Source organism: Neopoerus faecalis, from assembly GCF_029218125.1.
In the GTDB taxonomy this organism is placed as follows: domain Bacteria; phylum Bacillota; class Clostridia; order Oscillospirales; family Oscillospiraceae; genus Oscillibacter; species Oscillibacter faecalis_A.
Genome location: NZ_JARFXX010000006.1, coordinates 128,473 through 143,274 on the forward strand (window position 1 = coordinate 128,473; position 14,802 = coordinate 143,274).

Annotated in this window: 17 protein-coding genes; 6 read left to right on the forward strand and 11 right to left on the reverse strand. The window is 58.0% G+C overall.

Going from position 1 to position 14,802, the window contains the following annotated elements:
* Positions 1-11 precede the first annotated feature (11 nt).
* The 7 genes from PY311_RS08740 to PY311_RS08770 form a co-directional block, all read right to left on the reverse strand.
* Complete coding sequence (locus PY311_RS08740) at positions 12-518, reverse strand: transcription repressor NadR (RefSeq protein ID WP_286148296.1); 507 nt, start codon at positions 516-518, stop codon at positions 12-14.
* Positions 519-905: 387 nt separating this feature from the next.
* A complete protein-coding gene (locus PY311_RS08745; RefSeq protein ID WP_286148297.1) occupies positions 906-1,616 on the reverse strand; it encodes an ABC transporter ATP-binding protein in 711 nt (236 codons plus the stop codon).
* A 2-nt stretch (positions 1,617-1,618) separates the two neighbouring features.
* A complete protein-coding gene (locus PY311_RS08750; protein ID WP_434059941.1) occupies positions 1,619-2,416 on the reverse strand; it encodes an ABC transporter ATP-binding protein in 798 nt (265 codons plus the stop codon).
* A 37-nt stretch (positions 2,417-2,453) separates the two neighbouring features.
* Entirely contained in the window at positions 2,454-3,524 is a 1,071-nt protein-coding gene (locus PY311_RS08755; RefSeq protein WP_286148299.1) for a branched-chain amino acid ABC transporter permease, read from the reverse strand.
* Between the two features lie 10 nt (positions 3,525-3,534).
* Entirely contained in the window at positions 3,535-4,413 is an 879-nt protein-coding gene (locus tag PY311_RS08760; RefSeq protein ID WP_286148301.1) for a branched-chain amino acid ABC transporter permease, read from the reverse strand.
* Positions 4,414-4,591: 178 nt separating this feature from the next.
* Complete coding sequence (locus PY311_RS08765) at positions 4,592-5,803, reverse strand: ABC transporter substrate-binding protein (protein WP_286148302.1); 1,212 nt, start codon at positions 5,801-5,803, stop codon at positions 4,592-4,594.
* Positions 5,804-5,941: 138 nt separating this feature from the next.
* Positions 5,942-6,232 carry a hypothetical protein gene (locus PY311_RS08770; RefSeq protein WP_286148303.1) on the reverse strand — a complete coding sequence of 97 codons (291 nt, stop codon included), beginning with the start codon at positions 6,230-6,232 and terminating at the stop codon, positions 5,942-5,944.
* 281 nt (positions 6,233-6,513) lie between these two features.
* Between PY311_RS08770 and PY311_RS08775 the strand changes: the two genes are divergently transcribed.
* The 3 genes from PY311_RS08775 (at position 6,514) to PY311_RS08785 (ending at position 8,608) form a co-directional block, all read left to right on the forward strand.
* Positions 6,514-6,879, forward strand: a complete 366-nt coding sequence (locus tag PY311_RS08775) for a VOC family protein (RefSeq protein ID WP_286148304.1) — start codon at positions 6,514-6,516, stop codon at positions 6,877-6,879.
* A 10-nt stretch (positions 6,880-6,889) separates the two neighbouring features.
* Positions 6,890-7,060 (forward strand): DUF6472 family protein, encoded by a 171-nt coding sequence (locus PY311_RS08780; protein ID WP_286148305.1) that lies wholly within the window; start codon positions 6,890-6,892, stop codon positions 7,058-7,060.
* Between the two features lie 267 nt (positions 7,061-7,327).
* Positions 7,328-8,608, forward strand: a complete 1,281-nt coding sequence (locus PY311_RS08785; protein ID WP_350309722.1) for an ArsB/NhaD family transporter — start codon at positions 7,328-7,330, stop codon at positions 8,606-8,608.
* Between the two features lie 40 nt (positions 8,609-8,648).
* Here the strand turns inward: PY311_RS08785 and PY311_RS08790 are convergent, their stop codons facing one another.
* The 4 genes from PY311_RS08790 to ylxM form a co-directional block, all read right to left on the reverse strand.
* Positions 8,649-8,879, reverse strand: a complete 231-nt coding sequence (locus tag PY311_RS08790; protein ID WP_187015653.1) for a KH domain-containing protein — start codon at positions 8,877-8,879, stop codon at positions 8,649-8,651.
* Between the two features lie 15 nt (positions 8,880-8,894).
* A complete protein-coding gene (gene rpsP, locus PY311_RS08795; RefSeq protein WP_286148307.1) occupies positions 8,895-9,134 on the reverse strand; it encodes a 30S ribosomal protein S16 in 240 nt (79 codons plus the stop codon).
* 79 nt (positions 9,135-9,213) lie between these two features.
* Positions 9,214-10,569, reverse strand: coding sequence for a signal recognition particle protein (gene ffh, locus PY311_RS08800; RefSeq protein ID WP_286148308.1), 1,356 nt, complete (start codon positions 10,567-10,569; stop codon positions 9,214-9,216).
* A 2-nt stretch (positions 10,570-10,571) separates the two neighbouring features.
* Positions 10,572-10,937, reverse strand: coding sequence for a YlxM family DNA-binding protein (gene ylxM, locus PY311_RS08805; RefSeq protein WP_286148309.1), 366 nt, complete (start codon positions 10,935-10,937; stop codon positions 10,572-10,574).
* A gap of 176 nt (positions 10,938-11,113) precedes the next feature.
* On the opposite strand from ylxM, the gene PY311_RS08810 reads away from it, so the two are divergent.
* The 3 genes from PY311_RS08810 to yfmH all read left to right on the forward strand — a co-directional run bounded on the left by PY311_RS08810 (position 11,114) and on the right by yfmH (position 14,786).
* Positions 11,114-12,073, forward strand: a complete 960-nt coding sequence (locus tag PY311_RS08810) for a dipeptidase (protein ID WP_286148310.1) — start codon at positions 11,114-11,116, stop codon at positions 12,071-12,073.
* Between the two features lie 179 nt (positions 12,074-12,252).
* Entirely contained in the window at positions 12,253-13,521 is a 1,269-nt protein-coding gene (gene yfmF / locus PY311_RS08815) for an EF-P 5-aminopentanol modification-associated protein YfmF (RefSeq protein WP_286148311.1), read from the forward strand.
* Positions 13,518-14,786 (forward strand): EF-P 5-aminopentanol modification-associated protein YfmH, encoded by a 1,269-nt coding sequence (gene yfmH, locus PY311_RS08820; RefSeq protein WP_286148312.1) that lies wholly within the window; start codon positions 13,518-13,520, stop codon positions 14,784-14,786. Before yfmF ends, yfmH begins: the two co-directional genes overlap by 4 nt.
* Positions 14,787-14,802: the final 16 nt, after the last annotated feature.

Here is a 14,802-nt window from a genome sequence, read left to right on the forward strand (position 1 = left end):
ATTTGCGCGGTTTAGTCCTCCAGCAGAATATCCTCCTGCCGCAGAGCCTCCCGGACGCGCTGGAACGCGGCCTCATCGGGGCAGAGCAGCGTATGGAGGTGGATGCCGCCGGTGAGGGCGGAGAGGGGCTGTGTGGTTAGGCTGCGGGCCATGAACTGTTCGACCTCCGCACGGGTGGAAAGCTGAAGGGAGCCGGTGAGCTGTCCGTAGAGCGGGTGCTCCACGATCACATCTACCACGGTGCAGCCGTTATCCACCATGATGTTCAGCTCCGTTTCCATGCGGTGCGGCGTGTGCCGGACTGCTACCCGGCGCACAAGGCCGGGAGCGGCGCCCTGAATGCAATAGCCCCGGGGGGTAGCCAGAATATCCGCGCCGCCGGAGCGAAGCAGCGCAATATCGCCCACGATGACCTGACGGGTGACGGAAAAGCGCTCCGCCAGCGCCGAGGCGCTGATGGGGTGTGCGGATTGGTGCAGGAGCTTTAAAATTTCCTGTCGGCGTTCCTGTGCGTGCATCAAAAGACCTCCTTAAAATACGGGAAAATGGCCGAGAGCGGCCGATAGGTGATTATGTGAGAAACTGCGTTACGATGGCGATCATACCCACGATGCAGAATATGATACCGCCGAACCGGATAGAGCAGCAATAGCCGGGGGAGGACTCACCGGGAGCTTCGGATTTCCAGCTCTGCCAGGTCGAAAAAATCGTCCGGGCGCAGCAGCATAAATAGCCCCAGCGCAATCATGAGAAGTCCGCCGATGAGATACACAGCGCTTGCCCCCTTTTTGAATATGGTCTACAGGTGTCTTGACACCAGTATACCATGCGCTGTGCCGTTTGAAAAGCGGGAAAAAATCTCCCCGCTGGAAGCAACGGGGAGATTTTGATGATGGGCGGAAAAATCAGCCGCCCAGATATGCTTTTTTGATGGCGGGGGAGGCCAGCAGCTCCGCGCCGGTGCCGGTGGTGACGATCTTGCCGGTTTCCAGCACGTAGCCGCGGTCGGCCACGGAAAGGGCCGCCTGTGCATTCTGCTCCACGAGAAGGATCGTGGTGCCCGCTTTGTGCAGTTCCTTGATAATGTCAAAAATCTGTTCCACCAAAATCGGGGCAAGGCCCATGGAAGGCTCGTCCAGCATCAGCAGCTTGGGGTTGCTCATCAAAGCGCGGCCCATCGCCAGCATTTGCTGCTCGCCGCCGGAAAGCGTTCCGGCGATTTGGCGGCGGCGCTCCTTCAGGCGGGGGAACTGCTCAAACACGCGCTCCATGTCGCCCTCAATATCGCCGCCCTTGCGGGAGAACGCGCCCATGTCCAGATTTTCCTGAACGGTCATCTGCAGGAACACCCGGCGTCCCTCCGGGACCAGTGCAAGCCCCTTGGAGACAACCTTGTGGCTGGGAACGTGGTTCAAGGGCTGGCCCATGAAGTCGATATGGCCGCTCTTGCTCCGCAGCAGGCAGGCGATGGTGTTCAGTGTTGTGGACTTACCGGCACCGTTGGCGCCGATCAGAGTAACGATCTCGCCCTCGTTGACCTCAAAGGAGATACCCTTGATGGCGTGGATGCTGCCGTAATAGACGTTGATGTCATCAACCTTCAAAATGGTGCTCATGCTCACGCCTCCTTTTGCTTACCCAGATAGGCCTCAATGACCACCGGGTTGGATTGAATTTCCGCGGGGCTGCCCTTGGCGATGACCTTGCCGAAGTTCAGCACGCAGATGCCCTCGCAGATGTTCATGACCAGATTCATGTCATGCTCGATGAGGAGAATGGCAATCTGGAACGTATCACGAATTTTACGGATATTTTCCATCAGCTCTGCCGTTTCCGAGGGGTTCATACCGGCGGCAGGCTCGTCCAGCAGCAGCAGAGAGGGGTTGGTGGCCAGCGCCCGGACGATCTCCAAACGGCGCTGTGCACCGTAAGGCAGGGAACCGGCCTTGACGTTTGCGACGTCCTCCATGTGGAACAGGCTCAAAAGCTCCAGCGCCCGCTCGTGGGCAATCTTTTCTTCTTTCCAGAAGCCGGGGAGGCGGAGAATGCCGCTGACCATGCCGTACTTCATCTGAGAATCCATGGCGGCGGTGACATTTTCCTCTACGGTCAGGTTGTCAAACAGGCGGATATTCTGGAAGGTACGGGCGATACCAGCCCGGTTCACCTGAGCGGTGGACATATCGTGGGTATCCCGGCCATCCAGCAGAATTGTGCCGTGAGTGGGCTGGTAAACCTTGGTCAGCAGATTGAAAACCGTGGTCTTACCGGCACCGTTGGGGCCGATGAGACCGGCAATCTCCGTGCGGCCGATCATGAGGTTGAAATCGTCCACGGCCTTCAGGCCGCCGAAGGTAACGCCCAGATTCACGCAGTTGAGGATGGGCCGCTTATCAATGTCCCGCTCCGGAATCATGGCGCCGGAGGGAACAGGAACCAGCTTTCCAAACATATCAGGCGGCCTCCTTTTCGTTTTTCTTGCCGGGCTTCAGCCGGAGGAAGAAATTCTTCAGCGTGGGATTGTTGGTAATGAGCATCACCAGAATCAGCACGATGGCGTACACCAGCATCCGGTAATCCGCAAACTGACGCAGCGCCTCGGGCAGAATGGTCAGCGCGGCAGCGGCAATGAGGCTGCCCCAGATGTTGCCGAGACCGCCCAGCACCACGAACACCAGCACCAGAATAGAGGTGTTGAAGTTGAACTTGGACGCCTGCAGGGAGGAGTAGTTCAGACCGTACAGCGCACCGGCGGCACCGGCCAACGCGGCGGAGGTGACAAAAGCCATAAGCTTGTACTTCGTGACGTTGATGCCGATGCTCTCTGTGGCAATGCGGTTATCCCGCATGGCCATGATGGCCCGGCCGGCACGGCTGTGCTTCAGGTTCAGGACGATGACCAGCGTGAGCATCACCAGAATAAAGCCGGCGGTAAAGGAGGCGATGGTTTTGACATTGGCCGTGCCCTGCGCGCCCTTGATGATGGCGGTGCCGGTCTCAGTCAGGTGCAGATCGTCTACCGTCTTATTGCCGGTGAGGTTAAAGAGAATGTGGAGACCGTTTTCATCATGGCCCACAATGAGGCAGGTCACCAGCTCCTTGATGATCTCACCAAAGGCCAGCGTCACAATGGCAAGATAGTCACCCTGAAGCCGCAGCACAGGCGCGCCCACAATGAAGCCCGCGATGGTGGCAAAGACAGCGCCGACGATCATGGCGATGGCCAGACGCACACCGGCGGAGGGGATGGTGTCTATCAAGCTCTGGGAGGCAATCACACCGGCGAAGGCACCCACGCTCATAAAGCCGGCGTGCCCCAGACTCAGCTCACCGAGGATACCCACGGTGAGGTTCAGGGATACGGCCATGGACATATAGCAACAGATGGGGACCAGCAGGCCGGTCATGGAGCGGTTCAGGACTCCGGCACCGCTGAGCAGTGTGACGGCCACATAGAAGACCACAACACCGAGATAGGTGGAGAAATTCACGGCATTGGTCCGACTGAGTTTCTGAAGTTTCATTCCGGTCACCTTACACTTTCTCGGGCATGATCTTGCCCAGCAGGCCGGCGGGCTTCACCAGCAGCACCACGATCAAAACGGCGAACACGATGGAGTTTGCAAGCTGCGTGGAAATATAGGCCTTAGCCAGCGCCTCGATGATTCCCAGCAGCAGACCGCCGAGGAACGCGCCGGGAATGGAGCCGATGCCGCCGAACACGGCAGCGGTAAACGCCTTGATGCCGGGCATAGAGCCGGTGGTGGGCATCAGAGAGGTGTTGAAGGAGCACAGCAGCACACCGGCGATGGCAGCCAGCGCGGAGCCGATGGCAAACGTCACGGAAATGGTAGTGTTGACGTCGATACCCATGAGCTGCGCCGCGCCCTTATCCTCGGAGCAGGCACGCATGGCTTTACCCATTTTGCTCTTGCTGACGAAGGTGGTCAGGGCCAGCATGATGACGATGCAGGCAGCAATGGTCAAAAGGGAAATATAGGGGATGGTGAGCTGACCGTCAAAGAGCTTCACAGATCCCTCCACAACAGGGGGATAGGTCTTGGCGGCGGCCTTCCAGATCAGCAGAGCGGAGTTCTGGAGGAAATAGCTGACGCCGATGGCGGTGATGAGCACGGCCAGAGAGGGCGCGGAGCGGAGGGGCTTATAGGCCAGCCGCTCAATGATGATACCCAGCGCCGTGCAGGCAATGACTGCCAGCAGCGTCGCCACGATGGGGGGAAGATTCATATAGTACATGGCGCAGAAGGAAACATAGCCGCCGATCATGATGATGTCGCCGTGGGCGAAGTTCAGCATTTTGGCGATGCCGTACACCATGGTGTAGCCCAGCGCGATGATGGCGTAAATGCTGCCAAGACTGATGCCGCTGATCAGATAGGAGAGAAATTCCATGGGGCAAACCTCTTTTCCAAATAGAATGAATGGATTTCCATGGCAGAAATCCGGACGGAGGGGCTGCCTCTGCCCGGATTTCCGCTATGGAAGCGGAAAGGACAGACGTCCCAACGCCGCGGGGCTGCCGGGGAGATTCCCGGCGGCCGCCGCAGGGCGTAAAGGTTCAAAAGGCAGCTTAGTCCTCGGGCAGAACGTACTCGCCGTCCTTGATGACATAAGCGGTAGGAGCCTTGGAGACCTGACCCTCAGCATTCCAGGTCATGTCCTTGCCGGTGAGGCCGGAGTAGGAAAAGTCGGAGCTGGTGAGCTGAGCCACGAGGGCGTCGCAGATGTCGGAGTTGCTCATATCAGCGGTGCAGCCAGCCTTTTCCAGAGCTTCCTTGACAATGTAGACACCGTCATAAGCGTCAGCGGCGAACTGGTTGGGCTCGATGGTATAAGCAGCGGTGTAAGCATCCACGAAGGACTTGGTTTCGGGAACGGTAGCGGAGAAGGGGGTCAGGAGCATCAGGCCCTCAGCCAGAGAAGCGTCAAAGTTCTCCATGGTCAGGATGCCATCCATGCCATCCACGCCGAAGAAGGTGGGAGCATAGCCCATCTGCTTGGCCTGAGCCAGAATGATGGAAGCGGGCTGATAGTAGATGGGCATGAACACCAGATCGGCGCCGGCTTTCTGGGCACCGGTGAGCTGAACGGTGAAATCGGAGGCAGTGTCATTGGTGAAGGTGCCCTGATAGACGACCTCCATGCCCTTATCGGCGGCCTCCTGAACGAAGGTATCGCGGATGCCCTGAGAATAGGCGTCATCGTTGCGGTAGATCACAGCCAGCTTGCTCTCGGGCATGTGCTCGAAGATGTAGTCAGCGGAGGAAATGCCCTGATTGGGGTCGGTGAAGCAGACCTGGAACACATTGTCTTTATTGGCGGTCACGTCGGTAGAGGAGGCGGAGGGGGTCAGCATGAAGGTGCGGTCATTGTAGCAGACGTCGGCCACAGCGATGGACGCGCCGGTGGTGGTGGGGCCAACCAGGACCTGCAGGCCATGGTCCATCATGGTGTTGTAGGCGTTGACGGCCTTCTCGCCATCGCCCTCATCGTCCTGCTTCTGGAACTCGAACTTGATCTTGGAATCGCTGGCGTTGATCTCATTGACGGCCAGCTCCGCGCCCTGAACCACGGCCATGCCGTAGATGGCGTAGTCACCGGTCAGGGGGCCGATGGAGCCCAGCTTGAAGGTCTGGGTATCGGCGGTGTCGGTGCTGCCGGAGTTGTCGGCCGCAGCGTCAGAACTGCCGGAATTGCCGGAGCTGCTGGAGCCGCCGCAGGCCGCCATGCTGAGGACCATGGCAGAGGCCATGACAAAGGCAAGTAATTTCTTCGTTTTCATTTGAAGTTCTCCTTTTCATCAAAAATTGACAATGTTATATAGGTACTCCCGCCGCGCTTCACAATCGTGTGAGGTGCGGAGAAGCCATACAAAAAAGCGGTCCCGCCGCTGGCGGAACCGCTTTACTGTATCAAACAGTTACATCGCAGGTTCAAGCTGCCAGAGCGATATGGGCTTGCGTACAACCAGACGTACCAGTACAAGTACGGATACCAGCAGAATAATGACCGGCAGGCAAATCAAAGCCAGTCCCAGAATGCCGTGCAGGGACAAAATAATAAAGGACGCCATAATAATGGCGTCCAGAACGGCAATGATGGAACGATTGGCAGAAGCAGAACGAGCGCAGGAACGATTCGCGTTCGCGCAGGAAGCGGACGCAGACATAGACATCATAGTATGGTTATGAGAAAAACGATGGAACATCATGGACCGCTCCTTTCTGTCGAATATTGGGCTTATTTTATCGCCGCAAAGCGGAAATGTCAACAGGGGGACACGGGGCAAAATGGATAAAGATATGACGCTGTATACAAATAAATGGCAATGATTTGCACAAAATGACGAAGGAAGAAGAAAAGTTCTCCCCGGGAACCGCTTGCACAGGGCGGACGGATACAGTATAATGGCTGCAGTGTCCGCAGCACAGAAGGCTCGATGCTGATAGGACGGCTTCGGACCAAGAGAAAGAAAAACAGGAGGAAAGCAGAATGTTCACCTTTAACCATTTTAATTTTAATGTGGCGGATTTGGACAAGTCCATTCAGTTTTATCATGACGCGCTGGGACTGGAGTCGGTGCGCCGGAAGGAGGCGGAGGATGGCAGCTTTGTCCTGACGTTTTTAGGAGACGGGAAAACGGATTTCCGTCTGGAGTTGACATGGCTCCGGGACCATCCGCAGAAGTATGATCTGGGAGAGTGTGAGTTCCATCTGGCCCTCAGCGTGCCGGATATGGACAAGGCCCATGCGCTTCACGAGAAGCTGGGCTGCATCTGCTATGAAAATCCGGCTATGGGCATCTATTTTATTTCTGATCCGGATGGTTACTGGATCGAGATCGTGCCGGAGCGGTAAGGGAGACGCTATGACCAACTGCGAAGAATGTGCCTATTACGATTATGACCCGGAAACGGATACGAATTTCTGCGAGGCGGATCTGGACGAGGATGAGATGGAGCGCTTTCTCCGCGCTGCCAACGATGCCTGTCCGTTTTATCGCCTCGGAGATGAATACCGTACCGCGCGGCGGCAGTGAACGTGCTTCCTTTTGGCGGAGCTTTTGAGGCGGTGCGGATTTGCCGGCTGCCTTAACAAAGGTTTGTCTTGACAGGACTGGGCGGTGTCTGCTATGCTGTTACCTGTAAAAGGGAGTAGCTCACGCCCTGCGGGGCGTTGTACGGTTCGTCATCCCAGCCTGTGGCCCGGATCGTGTAGGAAGAGGCGAGACTTTTGCCGTTTCGGTACGGCGAGAGTCTCGCTTTTGTCGTATTTGGGCGCATCAGACACAATAGGGGGAATTATTTTGAAACTGATCGCACTGCTGATTTTCATTGCCGTTTATGCGCTGATGCTCCTGCTGCCAACATGGCGCGCCGCTGCGGCGTTGGCGGCGGCAGCGGCCTTTGTGCTGATAGGCATTGTTCCAGTGGGGGAAGTGGCCGGCGCGGTGGACTGGAATGTGCTGCTGATGCTGGCGGGGACGATGGGAACGGTGGACCTGTTCATCCGCTCCAATATGCCGAACCGCCTGTCCGACAGGCTGGTGTCGGTGCTGCCAAGCGTGAAATGGCTTATCATCGCGCTGGCGCTGTTTGCGGGACTGGTCTCCGCCTTTGTAGATAATGTAGCCACGGTGCTGATGCTGGCTCCGGTGGGGCTGGCCATTTCCAAAAAGCTGAATATTTCCCCGGTGCAGCCCATTCTGGCCATTGCGGTCAGCTCCAATTTGCAGGGGGCGGCGACACTGGTGGGGGACACCACCTCGATTTTGCTGGCGGGCCACATGGAACTGGATTTCATGGACTTTTTTGTCTGCCGGGGGCGTCCGGGAATGTTCTGGGTTGTGGAAGCGGGGGCGCTGGTGACGGTGCCGGTGATGCTGGTGCTGTTCCGCAGAGAGAAGGGAAAACTGCGGGCGGACCGCCTGACGCCGGTGACAGACTATCTGCCCACATGGATGCTGCTGGGAACGGTCCTGAGCCTGATCGCGGCGTCCTTTATCCCCAACAAGCCGGACATCACCAACGGCGTGATCTGCATGGCGTTCTTTTTGGTGGGATTGCTGCTGGAGAGCGGAAAAAGCAAGGAAAAATCCCTGACAGCCGATGTGCTGAAGGCCATTGACTATGAAACGCTGGGCCTGCTGGCAGGGCTGTTTATCGTGATTCGGGGCATTGAGCGGGTGGGCATCATCGATGAGCTCAGCCGCGCGATCTCCCGCATGGGCGGCGGCAGCCTGTTCTGGACGTATACCATCATCGTATGGGCGTCGGTACTGATTTCCGCCTTTGTGGATAACATTCCCTATACGGCGACAATGCTGCCGGTGGTAGGCGGTGTGGCAGCGTCGCTGGGCGTCAATCAGGCGGTGCTGTGCTTCGGACTGCTGACCGGCGCCACGCTGGGCGGAAACCTGACGCCGGTGGGGGCCAGCGCCAACATTGCCGCCTGCGGCATCCTTCGCCGGGAGGGCTATGAGGTCACAACCGGGCAATTTGTCCGCATTGGCGTGCCGTTTACACTGGCGGCGGTCCTGACGGGTTATGTGCTGGTGTGGCTGTTTTATGCGGGCCTCGCAGTGTGAATAAAAAAATCAGCCCATCCGCATTGCGGATGGGCTGATTTCAGTCTACAATATCCACAGAAACCTTGACGCCGGTGCGCTGGGCGTAGGACCGGACCACGGTCCGAATCTCCTTGGCGATGCGGCCCTGACGGCCGATCACCTTCCCCATGTCATCGGGGGCGACGCGCAGCTCCAACGTCAGCTCCTGATCACCCTGGACCTCCGTTACGGAAACGCTGTCCGGGTCATCCACCAGATTTCTGGCGATGTAGAGCAGCAAGTCCTTCATGCGCTGTCCTCCGGATTAGAGGACGTCCACTTTTTTCAGCAGAGCTCTCACGGTGTCGGTGGGCTGAGCGCCGGACTTGATCCACTCCTTGGCGCGGTCAGCGTCGATCTTGATCTCGGCGGGAGCCACGCAGGGATTGTAAGTGCCGATCTCCTCGATGAAGCGGCCATCCCGGGGGAAGCGGGAGTCGGCAACAACAACACGATAGAAGGGAGCCTTCTTGGCGCCCATGCGGCGCAGTCTGATCTTAACCATTTGTCTGTACCTCCAAAATGTAATAAATGAATTGATTTTTTATAATAAATGTCTGAGATGTGACATCTAATATACAGTGTTACTTTTTCTTCCGCTTCCGCAGACCCCGGCCGTGACCGAAGCCAAAGCCCATGGCGGGCTTGCGGCCTGCCACCTGCTTGATGATCTGCTGCATTCCCTCAAACTGCTTGAGAAGGCGGTTCACATCCACCACCTCAAGGCCGCAGCCGGCGGCAATGCGCTTTTTCCGATTGGCACCTAAGATCTGGGGATTTTCCCGTTCCTCCGGCGTCATGGAGAGGATGATGGCCTCCGTATGGGCCATGGCCTTTTCATCAATGGTGGCGCCCTGCAGCTTGCTGCCGAGGTTTCCGGGCATCATCCCGGCCAACTGGCTGAGATCGCCCATGCCTTTAATCTGCTGGAGCTGGTCATAATAATCTGAAAGGGTGAAGCTGTTTTTCTTCAGCTTTTCCTCCAGCTTTTTCGCCTGCTTTTCATCGTAGGTCTGCTGGGCCTTTTCGATGAAAGACAGCATATCGCCCATACCGAGAATGCGGCTGGCCATACGGTCCGGGTGGAACGGCTCGATCATATCCAGCTTTTCGCCGGTACCCACAAATTTGATGGGCTTGCCGGTGGCGGCCTTGATGGAAAGGGCCGCGCCGCCTCTGGCGTCACCGTCCAGCTTTGTCAGCACCACACCGTCAATCCCGAGAGCCTCATCGAAGGCACCGGCGGCGTTGACCGCGTCCTGACCGGTCATAGCGTCCACCACCAGCAGAATCTCGTTGGGATGGACCGTGGCCTTCATCCGCTTCAGCTCGTCCATGAGGGTTTCATCCACATGGAGCCGGCCGGCGGTATCCAGAAATACCAGATCATTGCCGTAGTCTCTGGCGTGGCGAATGGCGTTTGCCGCGATGGCAACGGGATCGCCCTGCCCTTCCTCGTAAACCGGGAGGCCCAACTGACCGCCCACAACCTTTAACTGCTCAATAGCGGCGGGACGGTACACATCGCAGGCGGCAAGCAGCGGCCGCTTGCTGTGCTGCTTTTTGAAATAGCCAGCCAGCTTAGCAGTGGTGGTAGTTTTACCGGCGCCCTGCAGGCCCACCATCATCACAACAGTGGGGCCGTTATTGGCCAGCGACAGCTTGGCGGTGCCGCCGCCCATGAGGTTCGTCAGCTCCTCATTGACGATCTTCACCACCTGCTGCGCGGGAGTCAGGCTGTCCAGCACATCTGTGCCCACGGCGCGCTCCGTGACGGCAGCAACAAATTCCTTGACCACCTTGTAGCTGACGTCGGCCTCCAGCAGAGCGAGGCGTACCTCGCGCATGGCCTCCCGGACATCGTTTTCCGTCAGGCGGCCCTTGCCCCGCAGGCGCTTAAAGGCCACATTCAGTTTTTCACTTAAACCCTCAAATGCCATGCTTACTCCTTCAGGGCGGCGGCCTCTGCCAAAATCTGATCGGTGAGCTCTGTCAGGCGGTTGTCCTCATACTGCCGGTAATTCAGCGTTTTGATCTCATTGGCGGCTTCGCCGATGGCGTCCAGATGCCCTCGGAACTGCTCAAAGCGGCGAATCAGGCCGGTTTTGTCCTCAATCTCCTGCATGGCGGCCTCTGCCCGGACGATGACGTCCCGGACGCCCTGCCGGGAGATGCCCTCATTTTCGGCAATCTCAGACAGGGAGAGGTCCTCATTATAATAGAGATCGAAAAACTCCTTTTGTCTCTCTGTCAGGAGTTCTCCATAGAAATCAAAGAGCATCGTCATCCGATAAGTCTGATTTTTCATGCCGAACTCCTTTCCTGTAAAGCCGTGGAGCTTTACAACAGCAATTAGTTTACCTGATTTTCTTTGAAAAGTCAAGGGAAAATCGGGGAAAAACCATGGATTTTTCAAAGAAATTTGTGCTTGCGGCGGAGACGGTATCCGAATATACTGTACAAAAAGGGGAGGAGCGACACCGGATGATGATTTTTGACGGACATTCGGACCTGCTTTACGATGTGACACGCCGCCGCTTGGAGGGAGAGGACCATGTGCTGGAGCGCCGCCATCTGTCGGGGCTGAGGGCGGGCGGCATTGGCGGACTGGGGTTGTCCCTGTGGACAACGGCAGAGGAGGACGGTTTCTGGACGGAATACCCCAAAGCGGACGGTTGGCAGAGGACGGAACTCATGATGGACTGTGCCCGGGCGGAGCTGACAGAGTGCCCGTGGCTGGTCCCGGTGCGGACAGCGGCGGAGGCCCGGCGCGCTGCGGCGGAGGGGAAGCGCTTTACCTTTCTTGTGGTGGAGGGCATGGAGCCGGTAGGAGACCGGCTGGAGCGCATCGACCAATATGCGGCATGGGGTGTCCGGCTGGGGATGTTGACATGGAATGAAGAAAACCAATTGGCCTGCGGCGCAGGCGGCGACCCGGACCGGGGGCTGACGCCGCTGGGACGGGAGGCTGTGCGCCGGATGCAGGCCCGGGGAATCCTCCCGGATGTGTCCCACACCAGCGACCGCAGCTTTTGGGATATTCTGAAGCTGGCGGAAGGGCCGGTGGTGGCATCTCATTCCAATTGCCGCGCCCTGTGCGATGTCCGCCGGAACCTGACGGATGAGCAACTCCGGGCTATTCGGGATACCGGCGGCGTCATTGGTGTCAATGTGTACCACGGGTTCGTCCATGCGGAGCCGCGTATGCAGACCGCAGCCATGCTGGCCCGCCACGCCGCCCATATCGCGGAGACCATCGGGCCGGAACACGTGGCCTGCGGCTTTGATTTCTGTGAATACTTCGGCCCGGGCAATGAGGGCTGCGAGGGCATGGAGAGCTGCGCCCAGACCGGAAATTTCTTCTTCGAGCTGGAGCGGCTGGGCTTTTCAGCGGCGGAGCGGCAGGGCATTGCCTCCGAAAATCTGCTGCGGGTGTTGGAATAGATTGGAAAATCAGTGCGAAAACCGCATTTTTTCGCGGTTTCCGCACTTTTTTTGCCCGTATGGTAAAATGCGGCCCTGTTTTGCGAAAAAGGTTTGAATTGTTCATAAATATGGCATATAATATCCTCTGTATTGACATTGAGAGGGACGGCTCTGCCGCCCCATAAGGAGCTGATGATTTGGAAGCAACACGTATTCAGCTGGCGCAGGGCGTCCACCTGACCTATCTGCCTGCCAGAAAATTCAAAACCAGCCTGCTCTCCGCGCAGTTTGTCACGCCGCTGCGGTGGGAGACCGCCGGGGCCAACGCGCTGCTGGCGGCGGTGCTGCGGCGGGGCACGGTGAGCTGCCCGGACATGGGAGCGCTGTCCCGGAAAATGGATGACCTTTACGATGCGTCCATTGATTACACGGTGCGGAAAAAGGGCGAAAATCAGTGCATTGGCTTTGTAGCCAGTTTCATTGACGACCGCTACGCGCCGGGGGGCGAGCGTCTGTTAGAGCCTGCGGCGGCGCTGCTGGGCGAGCTGATCTGCGACCCGGTGACGAGCCATGGCCGGTTTGTTCCGGAGTATTTTGAAAGCGAAAAGACAAATTTGCTGGAGGCCATCCGCTCCCTCGTCAACGATAAGCGGGACTGGGCGGACAGCCGCCTGCTGCGGACCATGTGCACCGGGGAGCCGTATTCCATTCCCCGGCTGGGCGATGAGGAAACGGTGGACAAGCTGCAGGCGCTGCGGCTTTATGACCAGTATCGTGACCTGATCACAACGGCACCGCTGGAAATTATTTACAGCGGCAGCGCCGAACTGGACCGGGTGCGTCAGGCGTTGGCGGCGGCCTTTGCCACGCTGCCCCGGGAGGAGGTGCGGACCATTGCCGATGCCGTGCCACATGTCTGCCGGGAAAGCGTACAGACCGTGGAGGACGAGATGGAGGTGACGCAGGGCAAGCTGAGCATGGGCTTTTCCTGCGGCAGTGACGACATGCCCGCTCTGCTGCTGGGCAACACGCTCTTTGGCGGCTCCAGCAACTCCAAGCTCTTTTTGAATGTGCGGGAAAAGCTGTCCCTGTGCTACTACGCCTCCTCCATGTACCACCGGCAGAAGGGTATCATCACGGTTTCCTCCGGTATCGAATTTCAGAATTACCAGCGGGCCTACGATGAGATTCTATCTCAGCTCGCGGCGGTGCAGAACGGTGAGCTGGAGGAATGGGAGCTGGCCGGCGCCCGCTCCACACTGCTCAACAGCTACGCCACTGTGGGAGATTCCCAGGGCAAGCTGGAAAACTTCTATTTGGGGCAGGCGGCTACCGGCCGCAGCGAGACCCCGGCCGATTTGGCGCAGGCTGTGATGGAGGTTTCGGCGGAGCGTATCTGCCGGGCCATGAGCATGGTGAAGCTGGATACCGTCTATTTCCTGAAGGGTAAGGAGGCGCAGGCATGAAGGAAACGTTTTATGAGCGGATCGGCGAGGCGGTCTGCCGCCAGCGCCTTGCAAACGGCTTGGAGGTCTGCGTGGTCCCAAAGCCCGGCTACAGCAAGAAGTACGCCTTTTTCTCCACCCGTTACGGCGGCATGGATACCCGCTTCCGGCTGGATGGAAAATGGCTGGATACTCCGGCAGGCATCGCGCACTATCTGGAGCACAAGATGTTTGACACCCGGGAGGGCAACGCCCTGCAGGAGCTTGCTAAAAACGGTGCGGAACCCAATGCCTTTACCGCCAATGCCATGACGGCCTACTATTTTGATTCCACCGAGCATTTTGAGGAAAATCTGCGGATTTTGCTGTCCTTTGTGTCCATTCCCTATTTCACCGATGAGAGTGTTGCCAAGGAGCAGGGCATCATCGGGCAGGAGATTCGTATGATCGAGGACAACCCCGACTGGCAGATATACACCCGGATGCTACGGGCGCTGTACCATAACCACGCGGCCCGCACCAGCATTGCCGGAACGGTGGAGAGCATTTCCCACATCACCGCCGACACGCTCTATAACTGCCACAAGGCGTTTTACACCCCGGCCAACATGATTTTGACAGTGGTGGGCGATGTGGACCCGATTCATGTGGCTGACCTTGCCAACCGGGTGCTGCCAAAGCTCAGCGGCCCGGTCATTGAGCGGGATTACGGCGAGGAGCCGGAGACCGTGGCGGAAAAGGAAACTGTCATGGAGATGGAGGTCTCCGCGCCGCAGTTCCTTGCGGGCTTCAAGTGCGCGCCGGCGGCGGAGGGTAGCGACTATATGCGGGCAAATATCCTGGGCGATCTGGCCTGCGATATTCTGCTGGGGGATTCCAGCCCGCTTTACCAGCGGCTCTATGAGCAGGGACTCATCAATCCCAGCTTCGGCGGCGCCTATGAGATGCTGCCCGGTGTGGCGTATCTCTACGCCGGAGGAGACAGCAGGGACGCAAACGCGGTGACAGACGCCATTTTGCAGGAGGCGGAGCGTCTTGCGGCGGAGGGTATGGACGAGGCGTACTTCCAGCGTATCCGCAAGGCGTCCTTCGGCGCAAATCTCCGGGGTCTGAACTCCTTTGAGAACATCGCTGTGACCTTGACGGAGGGCTATTTCCACGGCTATGATCCGCTCCGCTTCCCGGAGGTGTTTGACTCCATTACGGCGGAGGACATTGCCGCGTTCCTGAAAACGAACGTCACGGCGGAGCACATGGTCCTCAGCCGCATTGTTCCCAAGCAGTAAGCGGGGGAACGGAGGA